The sequence below is a fragment of the Jidongwangia harbinensis genome, from assembly GCF_020216025.1.
Lineage (GTDB): Bacteria > Actinomycetota > Actinomycetes > Mycobacteriales > Micromonosporaceae > Actinoplanes > Actinoplanes harbinensis.
In genome coordinates, this window is sequence record NZ_JAIWNC010000032.1 from 97638 (window position 1) to 120539 (window position 22902).

The 22902-nt window shown below is 74.3% G+C and carries 20 protein-coding genes; 12 read left to right on the plus strand and 8 right to left on the minus strand.

Going from position 1 to position 22902, the window contains the following annotated elements; all coding sequences use genetic code 11:
* Window positions 1–76: 76 nt before the first annotated feature.
* Complete coding sequence (locus tag LDL48_RS31900) at window positions 77–796, minus strand: hypothetical protein (RefSeq protein WP_225258841.1); 720 nt, start codon at window positions 794–796, stop codon at window positions 77–79.
* 38 nt (window positions 797–834) lie between these two features.
* Window positions 835–1554 carry a VOC family protein gene (locus tag LDL48_RS31905; RefSeq protein ID WP_225258842.1) on the minus strand — a complete coding sequence of 240 codons (720 nt, stop codon included), beginning with the start codon at window positions 1552–1554 and terminating at the stop codon, window positions 835–837.
* 175 nt (window positions 1555–1729) lie between these two features.
* Here LDL48_RS31905 and LDL48_RS31910 point away from each other — a divergent pair, with 175 nt between their 5' ends.
* On the plus strand, window positions 1730–2155 hold the full coding sequence (locus LDL48_RS31910) for an STAS domain-containing protein (RefSeq protein WP_225258843.1): 426 nt from the start codon (window positions 1730–1732) through the stop codon (window positions 2153–2155).
* Here the strand turns inward: LDL48_RS31910 and LDL48_RS31915 are convergent.
* Window positions 2109–2885 carry an SDR family oxidoreductase gene (locus LDL48_RS31915; RefSeq protein ID WP_225258844.1) on the minus strand — a complete coding sequence of 259 codons (777 nt, stop codon included), beginning with the start codon at window positions 2883–2885 and terminating at the stop codon, window positions 2109–2111. The two genes, LDL48_RS31910 and LDL48_RS31915, sit on opposite strands and share 47 nt — an antisense overlap.
* Window positions 2886–3057: 172 nt before the next feature.
* On the opposite strand from LDL48_RS31915, the gene LDL48_RS31920 reads away from it, so the two are divergent.
* From LDL48_RS31920 to LDL48_RS31935, 4 genes are read left to right on the plus strand one after another with little or no spacing between them, the layout of a single operon-like run.
* Window positions 3058–3972 carry an NAD-dependent epimerase/dehydratase family protein gene (locus LDL48_RS31920; RefSeq protein WP_225258871.1) on the plus strand — a complete coding sequence of 305 codons (915 nt, stop codon included), beginning with the start codon at window positions 3058–3060 and terminating at the stop codon, window positions 3970–3972.
* On the plus strand, window positions 3969–4892 hold the full coding sequence (locus LDL48_RS31925) for an RNA polymerase sigma-70 factor (protein ID WP_225258845.1): 924 nt from the start codon (window positions 3969–3971) through the stop codon (window positions 4890–4892). The genes LDL48_RS31920 and LDL48_RS31925 overlap by 4 nt, the downstream gene beginning before the upstream one ends.
* Window positions 4893–4939: 47 nt before the next feature.
* The gene (locus LDL48_RS31930) at window positions 4940–5914 is read left to right on the plus strand and encodes an ATP-binding cassette domain-containing protein (RefSeq protein WP_225258846.1); all 975 of its coding nucleotides are present in this window, start codon (window positions 4940–4942) and stop codon (window positions 5912–5914) included.
* Window positions 5911–6702: an ABC transporter permease gene (locus LDL48_RS31935; protein WP_225258847.1), complete on the plus strand. Its 792-nt coding sequence runs from the start codon at window positions 5911–5913 to the stop codon at window positions 6700–6702. Before LDL48_RS31930 ends, LDL48_RS31935 begins: the two co-directional genes overlap by 4 nt.
* Here the strand turns inward: LDL48_RS31935 and LDL48_RS44280 are convergent.
* Window positions 6678–9839: an ATP-binding protein gene (locus LDL48_RS44280; protein WP_308016515.1), complete on the minus strand. Its 3162-nt coding sequence runs from the start codon at window positions 9837–9839 to the stop codon at window positions 6678–6680. The genes LDL48_RS31935 and LDL48_RS44280 overlap by 25 nt on opposite strands.
* Before the next feature lie 90 nt (window positions 9840–9929).
* Between LDL48_RS44280 and LDL48_RS31950 the strand changes: the two genes are divergently transcribed.
* Together LDL48_RS31950 and LDL48_RS31955 are read left to right on the plus strand one after the other, a co-directional pair.
* Complete coding sequence (locus LDL48_RS31950) at window positions 9930–12263, plus strand: carboxypeptidase regulatory-like domain-containing protein (protein ID WP_225258848.1); 2334 nt, start codon at window positions 9930–9932, stop codon at window positions 12261–12263.
* Between the two features lie 71 nt (window positions 12264–12334).
* Complete coding sequence (locus tag LDL48_RS31955; RefSeq protein WP_225258849.1) at window positions 12335–12811, plus strand: non-structural protein NS4A; 477 nt, start codon at window positions 12335–12337, stop codon at window positions 12809–12811.
* A gap of 21 nt (window positions 12812–12832) precedes the next feature.
* Here the strand turns inward: LDL48_RS31955 and LDL48_RS31960 are convergent, their stop codons facing one another.
* Window positions 12833–13759 (minus strand): hypothetical protein, encoded by a 927-nt coding sequence (locus LDL48_RS31960; RefSeq protein WP_225258850.1) that lies wholly within the window; start codon window positions 13757–13759, stop codon window positions 12833–12835.
* Window positions 13760–13822: 63 nt separating this feature from the next.
* Between LDL48_RS31960 and LDL48_RS31965 the strand changes: the two genes are divergently transcribed.
* The gene (locus tag LDL48_RS31965; RefSeq protein WP_225258851.1) at window positions 13823–14665 is read left to right on the plus strand and encodes an aldo/keto reductase; all 843 of its coding nucleotides are present in this window, start codon (window positions 13823–13825) and stop codon (window positions 14663–14665) included.
* 45 nt (window positions 14666–14710) lie between these two features.
* On the opposite strand, the gene LDL48_RS31970 is transcribed toward LDL48_RS31965, so the two are convergent.
* Window positions 14711–15403, minus strand: a complete 693-nt coding sequence (locus LDL48_RS31970) for an N-acyl homoserine lactonase family protein (protein WP_225258852.1) — start codon at window positions 15401–15403, stop codon at window positions 14711–14713.
* A 79-nt stretch (window positions 15404–15482) separates the two neighbouring features.
* Window positions 15483–18305, minus strand: coding sequence for an ATP-binding protein (locus LDL48_RS31975; RefSeq protein WP_225258853.1), 2823 nt, complete (start codon window positions 18303–18305; stop codon window positions 15483–15485).
* Between the two features lie 194 nt (window positions 18306–18499).
* On the opposite strand from LDL48_RS31975, the gene LDL48_RS31980 reads away from it, so the two are divergent.
* The 4 genes from LDL48_RS31980 (at window position 18500) to LDL48_RS31995 (ending at window position 21476) form a co-directional block, all read left to right on the plus strand.
* Entirely contained in the window at window positions 18500–19531 is a 1032-nt protein-coding gene (locus LDL48_RS31980; RefSeq protein WP_225258854.1) for a helix-turn-helix transcriptional regulator, read from the plus strand.
* Complete coding sequence (locus tag LDL48_RS31985) at window positions 19528–19719, plus strand: hypothetical protein (RefSeq protein ID WP_225258855.1); 192 nt, start codon at window positions 19528–19530, stop codon at window positions 19717–19719. The genes LDL48_RS31980 and LDL48_RS31985 overlap by 4 nt, the downstream gene beginning before the upstream one ends.
* A gap of 124 nt (window positions 19720–19843) precedes the next feature.
* Window positions 19844–20650: a hypothetical protein gene (locus LDL48_RS31990; protein WP_225258856.1), complete on the plus strand. Its 807-nt coding sequence runs from the start codon at window positions 19844–19846 to the stop codon at window positions 20648–20650.
* A gap of 43 nt (window positions 20651–20693) precedes the next feature.
* Window positions 20694–21476: a hypothetical protein gene (locus tag LDL48_RS31995; RefSeq protein ID WP_225258857.1), complete on the plus strand. Its 783-nt coding sequence runs from the start codon at window positions 20694–20696 to the stop codon at window positions 21474–21476.
* A 116-nt stretch (window positions 21477–21592) separates the two neighbouring features.
* On the opposite strand, the gene LDL48_RS32000 is transcribed toward LDL48_RS31995, so the two are convergent.
* Window positions 21593–22768, minus strand: coding sequence for an alanine--tRNA ligase-related protein (locus LDL48_RS32000; protein WP_225258858.1), 1176 nt, complete (start codon window positions 22766–22768; stop codon window positions 21593–21595).
* Between the last annotated feature and the right edge of the window lie 134 nt (window positions 22769–22902).

Below are 22902 nucleotides of genomic sequence, written 5' to 3' on the forward strand. Positions count from 1 at the left end.
GGTCCGGGTCGGCGGCCACTGTGGACAGCGCGTCGGGCGGCCCGGAACGACGCCGGGGAACGGGCGGCCGGGCGAGCTATCTCGCCCGGCCGGGACTCCGCTCGGTGCGCGGTTTGGTGGCGCCCGGGAACGTCGACAGGCCCAGCGCCGTACGGTATTCGTCGGTCAGGGCGGACGGGCCTCGCCGCCGGCCGTCGAACGGTTGCGGCCGCGTCACCACCGCGGTGCGGGTCCGCGCCGCGGAGGCCACCGACGGGGTCGGGCCCGGTGCCGGTAGCCCGTGCACCTCGGCCGGGAAGCGGTCGAACTGGAACTTGGTGTGGAAGTAGAGGTAGGACTCGGCCAGATTGTGCTGCCGCATCAGCCACATCATCTTGTACATGACCGCGGCGTACTGCGGTTTCATCGACTGCTGCTGGTCCGGCCGGTTCGTCTCGTCGAGGATCTCGTGGAAGCGTCGGCGCAGGGCGGGGTCCTGCCGGAGGTGGGGACTGTTGTCAACGTTCCGCCGGGCCGTCGTGGGCCAGTTGTACTCCGACCGGTGGACGAACTTTCCGGACGGCGGGGTGAAGGTCACCGACACCGTGTCGTCGACCCGATGCAGGTAGGTCGCGCCGTCCCGGCTCCAGTCCACCGGCTCGCCGGGCGAACCGGTGGCGAACGCCGCGCCGATGTCCGGCCGCAGTCTCGGCAGGTCCGAGTTCTTTCTGAGCATGCCGGGCAGGGCGCGGATGGCACGCCGCTCGCCCAGGATCTCGTCGACCGTGAGCACCCAGTCGTTCCGTTCGGCAGACATGCCCGCCTGACGGCCGGCGCGGCCGGCCGGTTCACCGCCTACCGCGGTGTCACCAGACTGAACTCGTTGCCGTCGGGATCGGCCAGCAGCATCCGGCCGGTGGTGTCGCCGGTGCCGAGCCGGGTCGCACCGAGGGCGAGCAACCGGTCGATCTCCGCCGGCCGGTCGTCGGGGAGCGGAACGGCGAGGTCGAAGCGCACCCGGTCCGGGCCGGTCCGCGGCGACAGCGGCGGTCCACCCCAGGTGAGCTTCGGGCCGCCGTGCGGCGAACGGATCGCGGTCTCCTGATCCTGATCCCAGACCAACGGCCAGCCCAGGGCCGCGCTCCAGAAGTATCCGACCTGCTGCGAGCCGTCGCAGGCCAGCGCCCCGATGAACCCGCAGTCGGCGAGGAATTTGTTGCCCGGTTCGATCACGCAGAACTCGTTGCCCTCGGGGTCGGCGAGCACCACGTGGCCCTCCTCCGGGAGCTGGCCGATGTCGATGTGCCGGGCGCCGAGTTCCAGCGCCCGGGCCACGGTCTGCTGCTGGTCCGCCAGGGAGGTGCTGGTCAGGTCGAAGTGCATCAGGTTCTGCCCGGTCTTCGGTGCCCGCTCCGGAACGAAACGGATCCGGAATCCGGGATCCTCGCCGGGCTGGACCGAGACGCCGTCGCCCGGGTCGTCGGCCGTCTTTCCGCCGAGCAGACCGGACCAGAACTCCGCGAGACGTGGGGGCCGGCTCGCCTCGAAGCTGACCGCGAACAGCTGACTGATCATTCCGGTCATCTCCGATCCACGCCGTCCGGCCGCTGTGGACCGCAGCCTAGGCGCAGGCCGCCCGGTCCCGCAGGCAATATCGCGGCGCCCGCCGATCTCGGATTACCCGTTCGGGGTCGGATAACGGCAGACAGATCGGGTACGCCTGGCGTTCCACGACAGAAAGGCGGCCCAGATGCTGGACCTGCAGATCACCGGTGGCTCGGGGATCGTGGACGTGTCCGTACGCGGCGAGCTGGTCATGGACCACGCACCGGGCCTGCGGAGTCTCCTCACCGCCCTGCTCAACCGCGGTGACGTCACCGGCATCTGCCTCGATCTCAGCGGTGTGACCGTCATCGACGCCGCCGGCGCCGGCACGCTGATCGTGGCCCACCGCATCGCCACCAACGCCCGGGTGGACCTGCGGCTCACCGCGGTGAGTGCGCCCGCCGCCGAACTGCTCACCCTGATGGCGTCCGCCGATCTCGTGCCGGTCCGCCGCCGGCCGCGTCCGACCGGTCGTCCCCCGCCGGACGGAACCCGGCCGGGCGGAACCCGCGGTCCCGCCCGGGTCAGCGGGCCGACCAGCCGCCGTCCGAGGCGATGGTCTGGCCGGTGACCCAGTCGGCCTCGTCGCTGAGCAACCACGCCACCAGCCGGGCGGTGTCGGCCGGTGTGCTCCAGCGCCCGCCCGGGTTCAGCGCCGCGACGGCGTCCCGGGTCGCCGGGTCGGCGTACCCGGTGTCGTTGGGTCCGGGGTTGACGCAGTTGACCGTGATGCCGCGGGCGATCAGGTGGACCGCGAGACTCCGGGTGACCTCGTGCAGCGCCGCCTTGGAGGCGATGTACGGCAGTTCCGCCGGCATCGCCCCGTGATACTGGCCCGACGTGAACAGCAGCACCCGCCCACCGCGGCGGCCGTCGTGCCCGGCGGCGAACGCCTTGACCAGCATCAACGTCGCCCGGGTGTTGACCGCGAAGCTGGCGTCCAGCTCCGCCGCGGTGAGGTCCTCCAGGCTCTGCGCGCTGCTGCGGGCGTGGTTCGCCACCACCGCGTCCACGTGGCCGAAGGCGGTGCGGGCGGCGTCCACCAGCGCGGCCGGCGCGTCCGGTGCGGCCAGGTCCGCGGAGACGTGCTCGACCCGGCCACCCTGCCGCCGCAACTCGTCCGCCAGCGCCTCCGGCCCGTCGGCGTCGGCGCCCCACGGCTGCTCCGCGTCGTGCGGCGCCCAGGAGTGCAGCAGGACCGCGGCCCCGTCCGCGACGGCGCGCCGGGCGATGGCCGCGCCGATCGCCACCCGGCGGCTGGCCCCGGTCACGATCACCACGCGGTTCGTCAGGTCCGGCATCGCACGATCATGGCCCGGGGCGGTGCCGTGCGCACCCGGATATCGCCGCGCCCGCAGCGGTGGACCGGTGATCCCGCCGGCCGGCGCCGCCGTGCGCCGCGCCCGTGTCACAGCCCGCCGGGCTGCCTCGTCTCGGGGGTGAGAGACCGGACCGGACAGGGAGCGTGACGTGATGCGGGTGTTCGTGGCAGGCGGGACCGGAGTCCTCGGGCGCCGGCTGGTGCCGTTGCTGGTGGCGCGGGGTCACCGGGTGATCGCGACGACGACCAGCGCGGGCAAGGTGGGGCTGCTGGCCGAGCTCGGGGCGGAGGGCGTGGTGATGGACGGGCTGGACGCCGCGTCGGTCGGCGAGGCGGTGGCGATGGCCCGGCCGGACGTGATCGTGCACCAGATGACGGCCCTGTCCGTCGCGCACGCCGGGCGGCCGAATCCGCGCCGTCCGGAACGGTTCTTCACGGCCACCAACCGGCTGCGCAGCGAGGGGATCGACAACCTGCTGGCCGCGGCCGAGGCGGCCGGCGTGCCGCACGTCGTGGCACAGAGCCACGCCAGCATGAACGGCGCCCGCACCGGCGGCTGGGTCAAGACCGAGGACGACCCGTTGGCGGTGCTGGAGGGTACGAAGGCGATCAACCACCTGGAGGACGTGGTGGTCCGGGCCGGCGGTGCGGTGCTGCGCTACGGCGGCTTCTACGGGCCGGGTGCACACGACGATCAGATCGAGCTGGTACGCAAGCGGCTGATCCCGATCATCGGGGGCGGCACCGGGTACGTTTCCTGGGTGCACGTCGACGACGCGGCGAACGCGACCGTGCTGGCCGTGGAACAGAAGGCGGGCGGCGTCTTCAACATCGTCGACGACGAGCCGGCGCCGGTCCGCGAGTGGCTGCCCCACCTGGCCGCGTGCGCCGGGGCCAAGCCGCCACGGCGGGTCCCGGCCTGGCTGGCCCGGCTGGTCGCCGGGGAGATGGCGGTGGACGCGATGACCCGGGGGCGTGGCTTCTCCAACGCCAAGGCGAAACGGGAACTCGGCTGGGAACCGCGTCACCCGTCCTGGCGGCAGGGCTTCCGGGACGAGCTGGGATGACCCGCGCCGAGGAGTTCGAGGACCTGCGGCCACTTCTGTTCGCGATCGCGTACCGGATCCTCGGCAGCGTCGCCGAGGCGGAGGACGCGGTGCAGGAGTCGTGGCTGCGCTACGCGTCCACCCCGACCCGGCCCGCCTCGACCAAGGCGTTCCTGTCGGCCGTGGTCACCCGGATCGCGATCGACGTGCTGCGCTCGGCGCGGGTCCGGCGGGAGGCGTACGTCGGGCAGTGGCTGCCCGAGCCGCTGCTCACCGACCCGTACGCGGATCCGGCGCGGTCGGCGGAGCTGGCCGACTCGGTGTCGATGGCGGCGCTGCTGCTGCTGGAACGGCTGACCCCGCTGGAACGGGCGGTGTTCGTGCTGCGTGAGGTGTTCGGGCTGGGGTTCCCGGAGGTCGCCGTCGCGGTCGGGCGTTCCGAGGCGGCCTGCCGCCAGCTCGCGGTCCGGGCGCGACGGCACATGGACGGCGGACGCCCCCGGTTCGAGGCGGACCGCCGGGCGCGCGAACGGCTGGCGACCCGGTTCTTCGATGCGCTGCGGGACGGCGACGTCGACGGACTGCGCCGGCTGCTCGCCGCGGACGTCCAGCTGGTCGGTGACGGGGGCGGCAAGGCGCCGGCGCTGGCCCGCGGCGTGCACGGTGCCGACCAGGTGGCCCGCGTACTCGCCGCGATGTCCCCGCTGCTCGCCCGGGTCGACGCCCGGGTCCAGCCGCGCGAGATGAACGGCCAGCCGGGCGCGATCCTGCGCGACCGGGACGGCCGGGTGGCCGGCACGTTGCTGCTCGACGTGCTGGGCGGGCGGATCCAGACGGTCCGGGCGGTGGTCAACCCGGACAAGCTCGGCCACCTCGGCCCGGTGGTGACGGACGCCTGGGCGCTGGCCCGGGAGATGAAACAGGCGCGCCGGTCCGGCTGAAACCACGGTGAAACCGCGGTGATCCGGCGCCGCGGCACGGTCGGCGCATGACGAATCCTCCGAACCGAACGGCCATCGCGGTGACCGGCCTGCGCAGGTCGTACGGCCGGCAGGTGGTGCTCGACGGCATCGACCTGCACGTACCCGAAGGCACGGTCTTCTCGTTGCTCGGCCCCAACGGGGCCGGCAAGACCACGATGGTCCAGATCCTGTCCACCCTGATCCGCGCGGACGCGGGCACGGTACGCGTCTGCGGCCACGACGTGGTCTCCGACGCCGACCGGGTACGCGCGGCGATCGGCGTCACCGGCCAGTTCTCGGCGGTGGACGACTTCCTCACCGGCCAGGAGAACCTGCAGTTGATGGCCGACCTGCACCACCTGGACCGGGCCGAGGGGCGGCGCCGCACGGCGGACCTGCTCGACCGGTTCGGCCTCGCGGAGGCGGCGCGGCGACCCGCCGTGGCGTACTCGGGCGGCATGCGGCGCCGGCTCGACCTGGCCATGGGGCTGATCGGCGACCCCCGGGTGATCTTCCTGGACGAGCCGACCACCGGGCTGGACCCGCGCAGCCGGCGCGACATGTGGCAGATCGTCCGGGATCTGGTCGGGCGCGGCGTGACGATCTTCCTGACCACGCAGTACCTCGAGGAGGCGGATCAGCTCGCCGACCGGATCGCGCTGCTCGACCGCGGCCGCGTCGTCGCCGAGGGCACCCCGGCCGAACTCAAGCGGCGGGTGCCGGGCGGGCACGTGCAGCTGCGCTTCGCCGACGGCCGTGCGCTGGCCGCCGCGGCCGCGGTCCTGGACGTCGCGCCGGACCCGGGCGGCGAGTCGCTGGCGCTGCGGGTGCCCGGCGACGGCGGTGTCCGCTCGCTCAGGGCACTCCTCGACCGCCTCGACGCCGCCTCGGTCGAGGTGGACGGGCTGACCGTGCACACCCCCGACCTCGACGACGTGTTCTTCGCGGTGACCGGCCAGCCCACGCCCGGGACGACGCCGGAGGCGGTGACCGCACGATGACCACGCTCGCCCTGGCCGCCCGCGACTCGGCCACCATGCTGCGCCGCCAGCTGCGGCACACGACCCGCGACCTGTCCACGACGCTGCTGCTGCTCGCCGTCCCGATCGTCTTCCTGCTGCTGTTCGTCTACGTGCTCGGCGGCACGCTCGGCGACGGCCTCGGCGGCGGGTCCGGCGGGCGGGCCGCGTACGTCAACTACGTCGTGCCCGGCATCCTGCTGATCACCATCGCCGGTGCGGTGCAGGGCACCTCGATCTCGGTGGCGCTGGACATGACCGGCGGCATCATGGCGCGGTTCCGGACCATGGCGATCGCCCGGGTGTCCGTCCTCACCGGGCACGTCCTGGCCAGCGTGCTGCAGACCCTGTGCCAGCTGGTCGTGGTGCTCGGCGTGGCACTGCTCGTCGGCTTCCGGCCGGACGCCACCGCGCTCCGGTGGCTGGCCGTCGCCGGGCTGCTCACCGCGACGACGTTCGCGCTGGTGTGGCTGGCCGTCGCGATGGGCCTGGCGGCGAAGACCGTCGAGACGGCGAGCAACCTGCCGACGCTGCTGACCCTGCTGCCGTTGTTCGGCAGCGGGTTCGTGCCCACCGACTCGATGCCGGTCGGGCTGCGCTGGTTCGCCGAGTACCAGCCGTTCACCCCGATCATGGAGACGCTGCGCGGCCTGCTGCTCGGCAGCCCGATCGGCGCCGACGGCGGGGTCGCGCTGGGCTGGTGCGCGGTGATCGCGCTCGCCGGGTACGGGTGGGCGAAGCGGCTCTACAACCGGGACCGGACCCGCTGATCCAGCAGGTCCAGCGCGGTGGCGCGGAGCCCGGCCCGGTCCAGGCCGGCATAGCTCGAAACCGCCTCCTGGTACGCCGCCCGGTCGGCCCGCTCCGCGTCCGCGCGGGCCGCCGTGGCGGACATCGTCGGCTGGAAGTTGCCGAGGAACCGGAACTGCTCGGCCAGCGCGATCATCCGGGCCGCCGCCCGGGCCGGGACCGGGTCTCCGGTCAGCCGGGCCCGCGCGAGATCCGCCATCGCGACGGCCAGCAGCAGGGTGCCGCAGACCGGCTGCTCCATCAGGTACGGCGGCGGGTGGGCCGGCGGATGGGTCAGCAGCCGCCGCAGGCGCCCGGGCAGCCGGTCGGCGATGTCGGCGACGAGGTCGAGCCGGTCGTACCGGGCGTGCGCCACGACGGCCACCGACCGGGCCTCCACCACCCACGGGTCGAGTTCCCGCGGGACGCCGGGGGAGACGCCGGCGGCACCGGCCCGGTCGGCGGCGCGGCGCCACAGTCGCAGGCCGGCCGCCACCTCGCCGCGGGCGAACCGCACCTCGGCCCGGATGCCCAGGTCGTACCCGATGGACCGGTTCTCCTCCTCGGCGAGCGCGGTCTGCGCGAGTCCGTCCAGCCACCGCTGCGCCTCGGTGGCGTCGCCGATCTGCAGGTTCGCCAGGACCAGCCAGGCGCGCACCCCGAGCGCGTTGGCCCGGGCGTCGAGCCGCTGGAGCATCGGCAACGCGGCGACCAGATGGTCCCGGGCCTCCGCGCCGTGCGCCAGCTGCAGGCAGAGCTCGGCGAGCCGGCAGTGCGCGAGCGCACGCGGCCAGGGCAGGTCCCGCTCGGCGAAGTGGTCGAGTGCCCGCCGGGCCGTCTTCAGCGCGGCGTCGACGTCGCCGGCGGTCTCCCAGTGGTAGCTGGCCAGCGCGTTCGCGGCGCCGGCCACGAGCGGCTCGGCGCTGTCGCACAGCCGGTGCAGTTCCACCGGGTCGCCCAGCGCGCGGATCACCCAGCCGATCGCCCGGACCACCGTGTCCGGCCGCGCCGGGCCGAGCCGGCGCAGCGCCACGACCGCCCGCACCGGCCGCGGACCGGCCTGGCCGAACGTGTACGCCGCGGACATGGTCAGCGCGGTCCGGGTCGGCTCCACCAGGTCCGGCCCGGGCCGGTAGTGCGACAGCGGCCAGGCGGTCCGCTCCACCAGTGTGGCGAGTTGCGGGTGGTTGGAGTCGAGCGTCCACAGGCCGCCCAGCAGCGCGGTCACCGCGGCCACGGTCGGCCGGTCGTCCCGGTCGAGCGCCAGCCGGAGCGCCTGGGACAGGTTCTCCTGCTCGGCCCGGATCGCGGCGGCCGGGCGGTACGGGTCGGAGCCGAGCAGGTCCGCGTGGTGGGCCGTGCCGAAGCTCCGGGCCCACCCCAGGTAGGCCGTCGTCACGTCCGCGCCGTCGCCGGCCTCCGCCAGGCGCGCGGCGCTGAACTCCCGGACCGTCTCCAGCATCCGCAACCGGGTGCCGGACGGCGTGTCGGACACCTTGACCAGCGAGTGGTCGGCCAGATGCTCCAGCACCGTCAACGGGTCCGTCCCGAGCAGCCGGCCCGCGGCCTCGGCGGTGAACCCACCCGGGAACACCGACAGCGCGCGCATCGCCGCCTGCCCGGCCGGGTCCAGCAGGTGCCAGCTCCAGTCGACCACCGCGTGCAGCGTGTGATGGCGTTCCGGCGCGTCCCGGGCCCCGCCGCGCAGCAGGCCGAACCGGTCGTCGAGCCGCCGCGCCACGTCGGCCACCGACATGGTCCGCACCCGGGCCGCGGCCAGTTCGATGGCGAGCGGCAGGCCGTCCAGGTGACCGCACAGCTCGGCGACGGCCGGCCCGGGCAGGTCGACGTCCGGCCGCGCCGCCCGCGCCCGCTGGCCGAACAGCTCGACGCTGGCCGGCATGCTCAGCTCCGGCAGCGGGTAGACCGACTCCGAGGACAGGCCCAGCGGGGTCCGGCTGGTGGTGAGGATGCGCAGGCCGGCGGTCATCGACACCAGCGTGCGGACCAGGCCGGCGACGCCGGCCACCACGTGTTCGCAGTTGTCCAGCACCAGCAGGGACTCGCCGGTGGCGAACGCGGCCGCGACCGCTTCGATCTCGGTGGCGGGCCCGGTGCCGAACCTGGCCCGGTGCTCGCCGGCGCCGACCGCCGTCGCCACCTCGCGGGCCACGTCGTCGTCGGCCACGATGCCGGCCAGCGGCACCACGGTGACCACCGGGACCTCGGCCCGGCGGGCGATGGCCTGGGCGAGCCGGGTCTTGCCGAGGCCACCCGGCCCGACGATCGACGTCACCCGGGACGTGCCCAGCAGCGCCTCCACCGCGGCGACGTCGCCGTCCCGGCCGAGCAGCGGGTTCGGTTCGTGCCCGACGCCCCGCCGGACCGTCGGCGCCCCGTCGCGCAGCAGCCGCCGGTACTCGGCCTGCAGTGCCGCGCCGGGATCGGCGCCCAGCTCGTCGCGGAGTGCCCGCCGGTAGGCGTCGTAGCGGGCCAGTGCCGTGGCCGGCCCGACCGTGGCCGCCTCGCACCGCAGCAACGCGGTCAGGACCTCCTCGTCGCGCGGTCGCTCGGCGGCCACCTCGGCGAGCCGGTCCACCGCCTCGGCCGGCCGGTCGAGACGGGCCAGGGCGAGAGCACGGGCGCGTACCAGGGTGCGGTGCACGGCCCGGCGCTCCGCCCGCAGCACGGCCACCGGATCGCCCGCGTCGTCGGCCGGGCCGGGCCCGGCGCCGCCCCACAGGGCCAGCCCGGCGTCGGCGTGGGCCAGCGCGGCGACATGATCGCCGGCCGCCGCGGACCGGGCGGCCGCCGCGGCGGCGACCAGCACCGCCGAGCTGTCGACCTGGTCCTCGGTCAGGGCCAGCCGGTAACCGGCCGGGGTCCGGGCGATGACGTCGGCGCCGAGCTGGGCCCGCGCCCGGGAGACGAGAATCTGCAGGGCCTTGGGCGGATTGTCCGGCTGACCGTCCGGCCAGAGCCCCTCGACCAGCCGCCCGACGCCGCAGCCGGTGCGCAGGTCACCGGCGAGCAGGGCGATCAGTCCGCGCAGCCGGGGCCCGGCGATCTCCCGGCCCCGGAACGACACCCGTGACAGCAGCACGAGATCGGAGGTCACCGCACCAGGATATCGCCGGACCGGGCGGCGCCCCGGACGTCTACGCTCCCCTGTGGACAAGGTGAGATCGATACACGGGGAGCATAACGAATGATTCGCCGGATTCTCGCGGCCGCCACGGCCGGACTCTTAGCCATCGGCGGGTGGGCGAATCCCGTCCAGGCCGCCGCGACCGGCACCGTCACCGGCACCTTCCGCTCCGCCGAGGGCGAGCCGGTGAACGGTGCGCTGGTGTCGGCGTTCACCACCGCCAACCGGGTGATCACGGTCGTGCTGACCGGCGCGGACGGGCGCTACCGGATGGACGCGGTGCCGGCCGGCCCGGTCAAGCTGAAGTTCGACCGCAACAACCTGGTCCAGTGGGCACACCAGGCGCCTGACTTCGCCTCGGCGGCGCTGCTCGAAGTGGCGGCCGGCGAGACCATCGTGGCCGACGAGACCCAGCTGCCGGCGGGCACGATCCGCGGCACGGTGTCGGCCCCGGCCGGTGGTCCGGCCACCGAGTTCTCGACGTACGCGTACCCGGAGGACGGCACCGCGCCGATCCGCGGTGACACGCTCGCCGACGGGCGGTACTCGATCAGCGTGCCGGCCGGCCGGTGGCGGGTCGGCGTGTCGAGCGACGTGACCGGTTTCCAGTACGTGCCGCAGGTGAAGCAACGCGAGAACGCCACCGTGTTCACCGTCGAGACCGGGCAGGCGGTCGTGGCCGACGAGACGCTGCTGCCGCTCGGCGCGGTCCAGGGCACGCTGGAGTACAGCGGCGGGCGGCCGGTGGTCGAGCGTTCGGTGAAGCTGTGGCGGGACGACACGGTCGTCTCCTCCCAGTTCTCCGGCGACGACGGCAGCTACTACTTCCGCGGGCTCGAGCCGGGCGAGTACCTGGTCTCCTGGGAGAACTCCGACCACACCCAGACGTACGTGCCCGGCACCCTGCACCGCGACCAGGCGGATCGCATCCCGGTGCGGGCCGGCGAGACGACCACGGCGAACACCCGCGACGTCGAGTCCGCCGTCGTGCGGGGCACGCTCACCACCGCGGACGGCGCCCCGGTGCCCAACGCGTTCGTCCTGGTCAAGGCGGTGGCCGGCGGTCGCTCCTACGCCGACGTCACCGGGCGCGACGGCACCTGGGAGGTCGACAACATCGACCCGGAGAACTACCGCATCTCGTTCGAGAACAACGCCTCCGACGTCACCCAGTACGCGTACGGGACGGCCTCCGCCGACCAGGCCCGGGTGTTCGCGCTGGCGCCCGGTTCCACGACCACCGTCGACGACACCTGGGTGCTCGGCAACACGCTGCGGGTCACCGCGACCGACGCGGCGGACGGCGGGCCGGCCGACGGCTTCTGCGTGTCCGTCGGCACCTGGAGCGGCTACTGCACGGACAGCGCGGTGGTCACGATCCCCGGACTGGCCGCCGGGCCCACCACGATCCGCGTGCTCCCGCTCAGCAGCAGCGACTACCTGCCCAGCGGCCCGGTTCCGGTGACCGTGGCCGAGGGCGGGACCACCCCGCTGACCGTGCCGCTGACCGAGGGCGGCCGGGTCAGCGTGGAGGTCGTCGACCGGGCCACCGGCACCGGCCAGAAACAATGGTGCGTCGTGCTGGTGTCACCGGGTGAGGGCGGCAAGCCCCGCGGCGGCGACTCGGGCTGCACCCACAGGAACGGCCGGCTCACGACGTACGCGGTGCCGGCCGGCACGTACCAGATGTTCGTCCGCTCGACCGCCGGGCTGAGCCTGGGCGCGCAGTGGGTCGGCGAGAACGGCGGCACCGGCGACCAGAAGGAAGCCGCCACGTTCAAGGTGAAGGTGGGCAAGACCACCAAGCGGCCGCAGGTGCTGCTGGACCCGTCCGGCGAGATCCGCGGCACGCTACGCGACCCGGCCGGCGCACCGATGCCGGAGGCCAACGTCGACCTGATCGCGTGGCCGCTGGGCACCACGCCGCCGTATCAGGACACCTTCCCGGACGGCAGCTACCGGATCTACGCGCTGGGCCCGTACCAGTGGCCGATCGTCTTCACCCCGAAGGGCGGGACGGTTCCGCGGCAGATGTCCGGCGGCACCGGCAACCGCTTCCAGGCCGAGCGGATCACGGTGCAGCCGAAGACGGTCACCACCTACGACGCGACGCTCTCCGCGGGCAGCACGCTGACCGGTACGGTGACGGTCGCGCCCGGCCGGCCGTCGTTCACCGGCGGCCGGATCACGGCGGTCAACGCGGCGACCGGCGACGTGCTGGCCGTCGCCGACTTCACCGGCCAGGGCGGCACCTACCGGATGCCGATCATCGGCGGCGGCGCGGTGCTGCTGCGCTGGAGCCTGAACGGGGGACCGGCGGCGTCCGGTTCCTGGCCGGACAAGGTCACGGTGCCGAAGTCGGGCACGAAGACGCTCGACCTCACGATCGGCTGAGCTGACCGGGTGCGGGCCCCGGCGGGCCCGCACCCGGTACGACCGTGCGCGACGGTTCTACCCTCGCTGCCGTGGACCTCTTTCTCGTGCTTCTCTTCGTCCTGGCGGCGCTCTACGCCGGAGCGGTGACCGGGTTGGTCACGCTCCGGGAACGGGGCCTGCGGCGCGCCGCGTCGATCGGCGCGGTCACCGCGGCCGGCGTCGCCGCGAGTCTCTTCCTGATGGTCCTGCTCGCCCACGTCACCGTGGCCGCCACCCTGGTCGTCGTGGTGGCGTTCACGGTCGCCGTCGCCTACCTCGTCCTGGTCCGCGACCTCGGCCGGCAGCGTGCCACCCAGACCGCCGTCGGCGCCGCCGTGCTGATCGGCCTGAGTTTCGTGTTCGTCTCGTACCTGGCCGTGCTGGCGTTCCTCGGCGCCGCCGGGGTCTACCTGCTGCTCCGGCTGTGGCTGCGGACCCGGCCGGCGCTCCTGCTGATGGGCGGAACGCTGGGCGGCCTGCTCGCCGCCTCGGCGGTCGTGTTCGCGGTGGCCCTGTCCACCATGTGAGCCCGGCCGGATCCACCGAGATCAGCGCACGGCGCGCGCCTCGAGCGTGTACGGATGGCCCGCCACCGCGATCGGGTAGCCGAAGTACGTGTACCCGATGTGGTAGAGGTGGCCCTGCTCGCCCGCCGCCGCGTCGTCGGTGAACGTGACCCGGAGCTTGGCCGAGTAGGTCTCGCCGGGCTGCAGGCTCGGGTAACCGTCGGCGTACCACCAGTTGTAGCTGCTGCTGGGTCCGCTCACCGGGGTCCACTCGTCGCCGTCGAGGCGTTCGACGACGACCTGGTCGTTGCCCGCGCGGTACATGGCCAGGCCGGGCCGCAGGATCGAGTACGCCAGCGGCGTCGTGTTCGTCAGCGTCACCGTGACGACGGCCGGCGTGCCGACCGCGAGGCGCTCCGGCCAGCCGGTGAGTTCGGCCCGGGGCTCCACCAGCGCCACGGTGTCCGGCGCGGGGTCGGTCGCGAACACCGCGCCGTTGCCGTCCAGCGCCTCGGTGGCCACGTTCACCCGCACCTCGTCGACGTGCGGTGCGGAGCCGGTCGGCCGGGTGGAGACCTGCAGCCGGAGGGTGGTGGTGCCGTCGGCGTCCACACCGGACAGTGCCGGCGTGGTGGCGACCAGGGTGTCGCCGCGGGTCTCGTAGCTCAGCGAACGCCACTGGTGGCCGAACTGGTAGGTCAGCAGCAGCGTGGAGTCGAGCGGCCGGACCGCGCTCCCGGCCACCGGTGTCACGGTCAGCCGCAGGCGTACCGAGGACTGGGCCTCGCCGCCGGTGTTGACCACCTCCACCGGGATGTCGGCGGGGTTGAGCCCGGCGCCGACGACGGCCGGGGGAGTGAGGTCGAGGTGCGGGCCGGCGGCGGCGGCCGCCGCCGGGGCGGCGGGCAGCGCCACGGCGCCGGCCAGGAGCATACTGGCCACGGTGGTGCGCAGGACGGTCGAACGCATGTGTTCCCCCCATGATGGACAGTCAGATCAAGATCTTAAATGTTTGCCCGGCAGAGGAGACAGGTGACATCGCTCAAATTCCGGATCGGCGGAGACCTCGAGGTACGCCGGCTCGGGTTCGGGGCCATGCAGTTGCCGACGGAGGCCGGTGCCGCCCGGACGGCGTCGCTGGCGGTGGCGCGGCGGGCCGTCGAACTGGGCGTCACGTTGATCGACACGGCACACCTGTACGGCGGCGGCGCCAACGAGGAGCTCCTCGCCGAGGCGCTGTATCCCTATCCGGACGGGCTGGTCGTCACGACCAAGGTGGGGGTGGCCCGGACCGGCCCGGCCGGCGAGTGGAAGGTGGACGGCCGGCCGGAGGTGCTGCGGGCGCAGGTCGAGCAGGCGCTGCGCCGGCTGCGGGTGGACCGGATCGAACTGCTCCAGTTGCACCGGATCGACCCGGAGACGCCGCTCGCCGACCAGCTCGGCACGCTGCGGGACCTGTGTGCCGAGGGCCGGATCGGCCGGATCGGACTGTCCGAGGTCACCGTCGCGGAACTCGACGAGGCGCGCCGGATCGTGGACGTGGCGAGCGTGCAGAACCGCTACAACCTGCTGGACCGCGAGCACGACCCGGTGCTGGCCGCCTGCGAGCGGGCCGGGATCGCATTCCTGCCGTGGCGGCCGATCGCGGCCGGCACGTCCGGGACCCGGGCGGAGATCGCCGCCGTGGCGTCCGAGGCCGGTGCCACCGCGACCCAGGTGGCGCTCGCCTGGCTGCTGGGCCGTTCGCCGGTCATGCTGCCGATCCCCGGCACCGCCCGGGTGGACCACCTGGCGGAGAACCTGGCGGCCGAGGACCTGCACCTGACCCCGGACCAGCGGGCCCGTCTGGACCGGTTGCACCAGCCGGACGAGTGAGGTGATCGCGGCCCGGCCCGGGGATCTCGGGGGCCGGGCCGGCGGTCACGGGATCCAGACCGCGCTGTCGTGGGCGAAGACCACCCGCTTCGGGTCGAACCGCAGCAGCCGGTGCACCCATTCCGGCGGCGGCACCAGCGGCTGCGGGTGTCCTTCCGAACGGGCCCGGACCGTCGCCACGTCCCCGGCGAACGCGCTGGCGCCGGGGTGGCTCTGGCCCGCCACGATCACCGTGCCGTCGCCGCGGCGCACCACCAGCGACTGGTGTCCCAGCGTGTGTCCCGGCGTCGGAAGCACGGTGACGCCCGGCAGGATCTCCGCCGCACCGTCGAGCAGTTCGTACCTCAGGTCCGGCGCGTCGACCAGCTCGGGCAGCGTGTAGTCCGGCGCGGACCGGGCCGTCTCGAGCTCGGCCCGCTGCGTGAAGATCGGCCGCCGGCCCAGGTCCGGGTTGCCGCCGCAGTGGTCGAAGTGCAGGTGGCAGTTGACCACGATGTCCACGTCGCGCACCGTCCGCCCGAGGTCGGCGAGCGCGTCCGGCAGGTCCCGCCGGCGCGGCTGGTAGCGGGCGTCCACATCGGGGTCGGCACCCATGCCGGTGTCGAACAGGATGCGCCCCTGCGGATGGTCGATGAGATAGCCGAGCACGGGGACGACGGCCGGGTGGCCGGTGCCGGTCTCCGCGGCCGGCCGGATGACGTACCCGAAGTCGACGCGCCGCACCGATGGGTCACTCATCCTGCGATGCTCGCACGCCGGCCCGCCGGACGGGGCACGACGGACCGCGGTCGTCCGGCCCCCACTCCGAAACCCCGCCCTAGGTCCAGCCGCCGTCGGTGAAGCGGCCGGCCATCGCGGTGCGCGAACGGACCCCGAGCTTGGCGAACACGCGGGACAGGTGCGACTCGACCGTGCGGCGGCTGAGGAACAGCCGGGTGGCGATCTCCTGATTGGTCAGTCCGGCCCGGACCAGCTCGGCGATCTGGAGTTCCCGCGCGGACAGCGCCCCCGGCCCGGTGGCCGGGGTGCCGCCGCGCCCGGTCCCCGGTGCGGCGGACCGCTGCCGGTCCAGCGCGGACGCCAGCCAGGTGGCGCCGCACGCGGCGAGGCCGTCCGCCGCGCGCTGGTACGCCGCCCGGGCCCGTGCGGGGCGACCGGCCCGCGCGTGTGCGGCGCCGGCCAGGTGCCGGGCGAGCGCTTCCTCGACCGGCGCCCGGGCCGCCTCCAGATGCGCCGCGGCGGTTTCGGCCGCCGCGGCGGCCTGGTCGAAGCGCCGCCCGTGTGCCGCGGTGGACGCCTGTGCGTAGCCGGCCCAGCCCAGCTCGTACCGGAGGTCCGCGGCGGCGGCCAGCGCGGCGGCCCGGCGGGCGTACCGGTCGGCGGCGTCCAGGTCGCCGGATCGGGCCAGCGCGATCGCCCGCAGCGCGGCCCGTGGCACCGCCGTCGGCGGCCCGGCCGGCCAGGACCGGTCCGGCCCGGCGACGATCCGCAGGCCGGCGTCGGGGTCCCCGGCGGCGACGTGGGTGAGCGCGAGCGAGACCTGGGCGACGCGCCACCACATCCGGGAGCGCGGCCGGCCGGCCGCGGCGAGCCGGTCGGCGACGGCGAGCGCGGCGTCCGGTCCGGCGATGCACAGCCGGGCCCGCAGCGATACCGCCTCGGCCATGGCACGCATCTCCACGCTGCCGATCCGGCCTGCCGCGGCGGCCGCCTCCTCGGTCAGCCGGACCGCCGAGGCCAGCCGCCCGAGCCGGGTCTCCACCGCGGCGCGCACGGTCAGCAGGTACGGCACCGCGCTGCCGCTGCCGCCGCCGGCCACCACGTCGGCCGCGCGGTCCAGCTGGCGGACGGCCGCCGCGGCGTCACCGAGATGCAGGTGCACCCAGGCGAGGGGCCCGATCAGTTCGACGTGCGGCCGCAGTGCGGCGGTGGTGGCCGCGTCCACCAGCGCGGTGGCGGTCGCGGCGTGCGCCCGGGCGGCGGCGACGTCGCCGGCGTAGAGGGCGTCGAAGCCGCGCAACGCCCACGCGGCGGCGGCGAGCGCCGGCCGGTCGTCGTCGAGCAGGGCGATCGCCCGCGCGGTGTGTCCGGCCGTGGCGGCGCTGTCCTCGCGCAGCGCGCCGAGTGCGGCCAGTTCGACGTGCAGCTTGCCCTCGACGCTCGGCGGCGGGGCGCTGCCGAGCTGGGCGGTGAGCAGGGCGGCGGCCTCGTCGAGGTCGCCACCGAGCCGCGCGACGACCGCGCGGAACGCCGTCGCCTCGGTGCGTACCGGCTCGTCCGCCCGGGCCAGCGCGCGCAGCAGTTCCTGGCTGCGTTCCAGGTCGCCGCTGAGGCCCAGGGCACGGGCGTAGTGCAGCAGCACGGTCGGGCGCCGGCCGCCGAGGTCGTGGCCGTCCGGCAGCAGGCGCAGTGCCGCGCCCAGCCAGCGGGCCGCCTGGGCCGGTGCACCGGAGGCGAAGGCGAGCCCGGCTCCGATCAGGATCTCCGCGGCCGCCTCGTCCCCGGGCTGGGCGGAGCGTTCGGTGTGGTGTGCGATCACCGGCCGCGGACCGCCGGTCGCTCGCAGGTGCGCCGCGGCGCGGGCGTGCGCGGTGACCCGCCAGGCCGGCCCGGCGAGCTGGTGGGCGGCGGCCCGCACCAGCGGATGCCGGAACCGAAGCTGTGCCGCGTCGACGTCCATCAGGCCGCGGCGGTGCAGCTCGTCGGCGCCCTCCGCGACGTCGCCGACCGGCAGCTCGGCGACGGCCGCGACCAGACCGAGCGGAGCGTGCGCACCGGCGACGGCCGCCGCGTACGCGACCCGCCGCGCCCGCGCGTCCAGGTCCCGCAGGTGGGTCACCAGGCCGGTGAGGATGTGGCTCTCCGACGCGTCGACGTCGCGCTCGTCGACCAGCGCGGTGAGCGTGTCGTCGCGGAGCCGGGAGAGGGCCTGCAGGTAGAGCGGGTTGCCGCCGCTGGCCCGCAGGAGCAGCGCCCGCCGGTGCCGGGGCACCTCCGGCAGGAGCGTCTCGACGTCGTCCGGGCCCAGGTGCGGCAGGCTGAGCCGGGTGGCGGCCGGACCGGCGTGCGCGATCACCTCGACCACACCGGACGGTGCCTGACCCGGGCGGAACGCGACCGCGACCAGCGCCGGCCGCCGGGGTGGTTTGCGGATCAGATACTCGGTCAGGGCCAGCGACGGCTCGTCGGCCCAGTGCAGGTCGTCGAGGAGGAGCGCGACGCCGGGCGCAGGGCTGGCGTCGAGCAGCCGCCGCACGCCCGGATAGATCCGGGCCCGATCCACCGGGGAGCCCGCCTCCGGGTGCGGCGCCTGGCCGGTGAGCGCGCGCAGCACGGCGGCCGGCTCGCCGGTGACGCCGCCGTCGACCAGCGGCCGCAGGGCTTCGGCGTACGTCGCGAACGGCACGTCCTGTTCGAACTCGGTGGCCTGACCGGCGCAGACCAGCAACCCGGCCGCCGCCGCCCGCCGTTCGAGGGCCCGCAGCATGCTGGTCTTGCCGATGCCCGGCTCACCGCACACCTGGACCGCGGCGAACCCGCCGGCCGCGACGGTGGCCACCGCCGCGTCGAGCGCCGCGAGCTGACCGGCACGGCCGACCAGGGACGCCGGCGGGTCGGCGCCCAGCGGGCCTGCGGCCACGGCGCCTCCCCCGGACTCGGTGCCTCGACACAGGATATGTCGCCCACGACCGGTCACTCCAGACACTGCCGGGTCCGTCTTTGCGTAGTTTCACGGATACCCCCGGCCCCCCGCGGGCCCGCATCCTGGCGTGGGCGGACGGGGGGCCCGGCTGCCGGAACTGCGGCAGGAGGCGCGGGGCGATGGGGGTACGGATGCGGCACGCTGATCGGTTCCCGCCCGGTCCACCGGCGCCGTCGCTCGCCGCCTGGGGGCTCTCCGCGGACGCGGATCTGCTCTACCGCTGCCTGCTGCTGTCCGGCGCGCAGACCGCCGGACAGCTCGAACGCAGCCTCGGCATGGCGTGGCACCGGGTGGTCCATGCCCTGGACGAGCTGCTGACCGCGGGTGCGGTCGGGCACCGGCCGGGGGACGGGCGGCGGGCGGAACGCTGGATGCCGGTGGAACCGCAGCGCGTGACGGGGGCGTTGCGTGCACGCCGGCACCGGGTCACGCGGCTCGGGCAGCGGTCGACGCCGGCCGGTCAGGTGCTGCCCGACCCGGTGCGGCTCGGCGACGGCATGCGGCACCTGCCCAGCCGGCAGCTGACCCGGGCCCGGCTGGCCGAGCTGATCCGCACCGTCCGGCACGAGCACGTGGCGATGCAGCCGGAGCAGGTGTACGAGGAGGAGTCCGCCCGGCCGGCGGTGCCGATGGACCGCGCCCTGCTCGCCGGCGGCGTCCACATGCGGGTGCTGGGTGCCCTGCCGGTGGACGCCGAGGATCCGCTGATCGCGCACGGCAAGCGGGCGGATGAGCCGCGCCCGGACTACCGGCAGGCCACCGAGCGGCCGATGAAGCTCATCGTGATGGACCGCCGCACGGCGTTGCTGCCGGTCAGCCCGGACAACCTGGACCACGGCTATCTGGAGATCACCGAAGAAGCGGTCGTCGCCGCGCTGGTCGCGCTGTTCGAACGGCAGTGGGACGCGGCGGCCCGCCACCGACAGGAGCAACCCATGCCCCGAATATCACTCACCGAACGGGAGTGGACCCTGCTGGCGTTGCTGGCCAGGGGCGACACGGACGAGAGCGCGGCCCGGGAGATGCGGATCAGCCGGCGCACCGTGTCGAACACGCTCCGCGACCTGATGGACCGCCTGGGCGTCGACAACCGCTTCCAGCTCGGCCTCGCCGTCGGCGCGCGCCGCCTGGTCGCACCCACCACGACGGAGGAGAAGCGGTGAACGGACGGTCGCGCTGGCCCGTACCCCTGACGGTGGTGACCTCGCTGGTGCTGGCGCTCCCGGTGCCGGCCGCAACGGACCCCGCGCCGCCGCGGACCGGCGTCGTCCGCATGGACGGGCCGGTCCTGGCCGGTGGCACACCGCCGACCGAGCCCCCGACGGAAGGCTTCTGCGGGACCTGCGTGTAGCGGGTGCGCCATTGCGCAGCCCAGGTCACGGGATGGTCACGGCCGGGTGTCCGCCGCGGCGCCGTTGCTTGCATGAGGTCCCGCTGCGATCCACACCGGACCGTCGGGCGACACGGGAGGCACGATGAGAACAGCGAGACGACTGCTGCGCGGAATCCTGGTCACCACACTCGGACTCACCCTCGCGGGAACGGCGACAGCGGTGCCGGCCCGGGCGGCCGGCGCCGACTACTACGGGTACGTCCGGGTCATCGTCACCGCGTTCGACGCGGGCGAGGACGGCATCTACACCGTGGCGGAACTGAACGCGCTGGTCGAGCAGGTCATCGCCGTCGTCAACGGGAGCGAGACCGATCTGCTCGGCCGGCTGAACGACGAACTCGTCAACGACATCCAGGCGTCGAGCGAATCGGCGCTGGCCAAGGTCGAAATGCTCCGGGTGCCCTGGCTGGCCGGTCCGGCGATCAACGGCATGCACGACGCGGCGTACCGGGCGAAGCGGCACCTGGCCACGGTCCACGAGTCCGACCTCGCGCTCGACTCCGTGGGCCGGGCGGTGATCGCCCTGTTCAACGTGCTGCACACGGTGCTGCTCGTGGTGGACGCCGAGGAGGGCAGCCGGCTCGCCCCCGGTGTACGGCCGCCCTTCCGGGAGGCGCTGGAGTACCTCATCCAGGAAATGACCCCGGAATGCCGCGCCGGTAGCAACACGCACGCGGGCATCCGCACCTACGACTGTCAGTTCGGCGGCCGGACGGTGCACGCCCAGTACTTCGCCGTCTCGAACGCGTACACGATCGACGGCAGCGACCCGATCCCCGGCCACATCGACGAGCGGCTGGTCGTGGAGTACCTGATGCGCGACACGGTCTGGCAGGTGGCCAACGAAACGCTCGCGGAACTCATCAGCGAAGGCGTGCCGAGGCCGTGACCGGCGAACCCCCATCCATCTTCCAGGAAGCAGAGGTCGCATCGTGAGAAGCAAACTGGCCCGAGGCATGGTCGCCGCCACCGCGGCGGTCGTGCTCACCGTAACCGGCACCGCCCAACCCGCCCGGGCGATACCCGTCTGGGCGAACGTCGTCATCGCAGTCGCCTCCAGCCTGCTCGCGGGCGGCGGCGGCGGAGGCGACCTGGAACGTGCCAAGCGGGAGATCATCGCCGCGGTGGAGAACTCCAAGCAGGAGATCCTCAACCACATCGACACGATCGCCAGTGCCGACGTGGAGGCCTGCACCGAGTCCGCGGTCACCAAGGTGGCGCAGATCGACAGCATGCCGAACAGCCTGCTCGGCCCGTTCGTCAACGGCGCCGTCGACTGCGCGTACCTCTCCACCGCCTATTTCCGGGCGGTGCAGAACCTCGGCCCGGCGGACACCATCGGCAAGCTGATGGGCGTCATCTACTCCATCGCCATGGTCGCGTTCGCCAAGTACGGCCTGTCCACCACCGCGCTGCTCGACAGTCTCATCGCCGGCTACCAGTCCGTCGTCACCCGGCTCACGCCGACCTGCCACGAGGAGACGTTCCGGGAGACCGACTCGCTGGGACGCCCGACGACCGTGGAGATCGTCTACACCTGCGTGGCGTACAACGGGCAGATCGCCAGCGACTTCGAGCTGTACTACGTCGGCCGGCCCCAGACCCCGCCGATCGACCGCGCCGCGGTGGACCGCGACGCCACCCGCAACACCAGCCGCTGGACCGCGCAGGAGGCCCTCCCCACCCTGATAGCGCTCCGCGCCGGCCTGTCCTGACCCACCCTCTCCGGAGCGCGTCGATCGTGGACTCGTGGTGGCGGCGAAAGCCGCATCGCACCGGCGATCCGGGCACCACAAGTCCAGGATCGACGGCCCCGGGGAGGTGCGGAGTGTTACTCGGAGGGCTGGGTCAGCAGGGTGTCGACCAGGTCGCGGGGGAGGCCGTGGGTGTCGTGCAGGTCGCGGTAGTCGGCGTCGGTGAGGGGGGACCGGGAGCGGCGCCGCAGGACGACCGGCCGGCCCCGCCGGAGCAACTCCCGGAACCGGTGCTCCTCGCCGGTGAGCACGTCCCGGACGTCGTCGACCGGCACCGGCTGCCGGAACCGGTCGAGCGTGCGCCGCACCGGGTCGGGCGGCAGGTCGGACAGGGTACGGGTGGGGTCGTGGCGCCACAGCGTGGTGAGTGCGCGGCGGATCAGCCGGCGCAGCACGTAGCCGCGGCCGGTGTTCGACGGGCGTACCCCGTCACCGATCACCACCGTGCTGGTCCGCAGGTGGTCGGAGACCACCCGCAGGTCCCGTTCCGGCAGATCGCCCAGCTCGTGGACGCCGCCGGTCCACGGCACCATCCCGTCACCCTGGTAGACCGACCGGTGCCGGCCCAGCGCCATCTCCAGCCGCTCCCGGCCCAGGCCGGTGTCCACGCCCGGCTGCCGCAACCGGGTCAGGCGGCCGTCGGGGTGCCGGTGGTAGCGCATCTGGACGTGGTTCCAGACCTCCATCCACCGGTCGTCGGTGCCGGGCGTGCCGTGCGGCGTACCCTCGCCGGTCCAGAGAAAGATCTCCGAGTCGGGCCCGCAGGGTCCGGTCGGGCCGTTGTCCCACCAGTTCTCCTCGCCGGTGAGTTCGACCGGCACGCCGAGGTCCTGCCAGGTCCGCAGCGCGTCCTCGTCCGGGCCGACCCGGTCGTCGCCGCCGAAGACGGTCACGTGCATCCGGTCGTGCGGCACCCCGAAACCGTCGCGCAGCAACTCGTATCCCCAGCGCAGGCTCTGCGTGATCGGGTAGTCGCCGAGCGACCAGGAGCCGAGCATCTCGAACATGGTCAGGTGGGTCCGGTCGCCCACCTCGTCCAGGTCGGTGGTGCGCAGGCATCGCTGCACGTTCACCAGCCGGCGGCCCAGCGGGTGCGGATCGCCCAGCAGGTACGGCGTCAGCGGATGCATCCCGGACGTGGTGAAGAGCACCGGATCGCCCGGCGGCGGGATCAGCGTCGACCCCGGCACCAGCCGATGGCCGCGCTGCTCGAAGTGGTCGACGAACGTGCGGCCGATCTGGTCGTCCATCATGGCGGTGGCCCTTTCCGAGGCAAGGGCGACCGGACGTGTTCGCGGCGGGGCCGGCGGACCGTTTCCGGTCGCCGGCGGGTGTCAGAAGGTCAGGCGGCGGCGACCGACGAGCGCGAAGCTCGCGCGGCCGCGGC

Excerpts from the sequence above, each read along its gene's own strand:
- LDL48_RS31900 (WP_225258841.1), bottom strand. The coding sequence starts at position 796 with ATGTCTGCCGAACGGAACGACTGGGTGCTCACGGTCGACGAGATCCTG.
- LDL48_RS31905 (WP_225258842.1), bottom strand. The coding sequence starts at position 1,554 with ATGATCAGTCAGCTGTTCGCGGTCAGCTTCGAGGCGAGCCGGCCCCCA.
- LDL48_RS31910 (WP_225258843.1), top strand. The coding sequence starts at position 1,730 with ATGCTGGACCTGCAGATCACCGGTGGCTCGGGGATCGTGGACGTGTCC.
- LDL48_RS31915 (WP_225258844.1), bottom strand. The coding sequence starts at position 2,885 with ATGCCGGACCTGACGAACCGCGTGGTGATCGTGACCGGGGCCAGCCGC.
- LDL48_RS31920 (WP_225258871.1), top strand. The coding sequence starts at position 3,058 with ATGCGGGTGTTCGTGGCAGGCGGGACCGGAGTCCTCGGGCGCCGGCTG.
- LDL48_RS31925 (WP_225258845.1), top strand. The coding sequence starts at position 3,969 with ATGACCCGCGCCGAGGAGTTCGAGGACCTGCGGCCACTTCTGTTCGCG.
- LDL48_RS31930 (WP_225258846.1), top strand. The coding sequence starts at position 4,940 with ATGACGAATCCTCCGAACCGAACGGCCATCGCGGTGACCGGCCTGCGC.
- LDL48_RS31935 (WP_225258847.1), top strand. The coding sequence starts at position 5,911 with ATGACCACGCTCGCCCTGGCCGCCCGCGACTCGGCCACCATGCTGCGC.
- LDL48_RS31950 (WP_225258848.1), top strand. The coding sequence starts at position 9,930 with ATGATTCGCCGGATTCTCGCGGCCGCCACGGCCGGACTCTTAGCCATC.
- LDL48_RS31960 (WP_225258850.1), bottom strand. The coding sequence starts at position 13,759 with ATGCGTTCGACCGTCCTGCGCACCACCGTGGCCAGTATGCTCCTGGCC.
- LDL48_RS31970 (WP_225258852.1), bottom strand. The coding sequence starts at position 15,403 with ATGAGTGACCCATCGGTGCGGCGCGTCGACTTCGGGTACGTCATCCGG.
- LDL48_RS31980 (WP_225258854.1), top strand. The coding sequence starts at position 18,500 with ATGCGGCACGCTGATCGGTTCCCGCCCGGTCCACCGGCGCCGTCGCTC.
- LDL48_RS31990 (WP_225258856.1), top strand. The coding sequence starts at position 19,844 with ATGAGAACAGCGAGACGACTGCTGCGCGGAATCCTGGTCACCACACTC.
- LDL48_RS32000 (WP_225258858.1), bottom strand. The coding sequence starts at position 22,768 with ATGATGGACGACCAGATCGGCCGCACGTTCGTCGACCACTTCGAGCAG.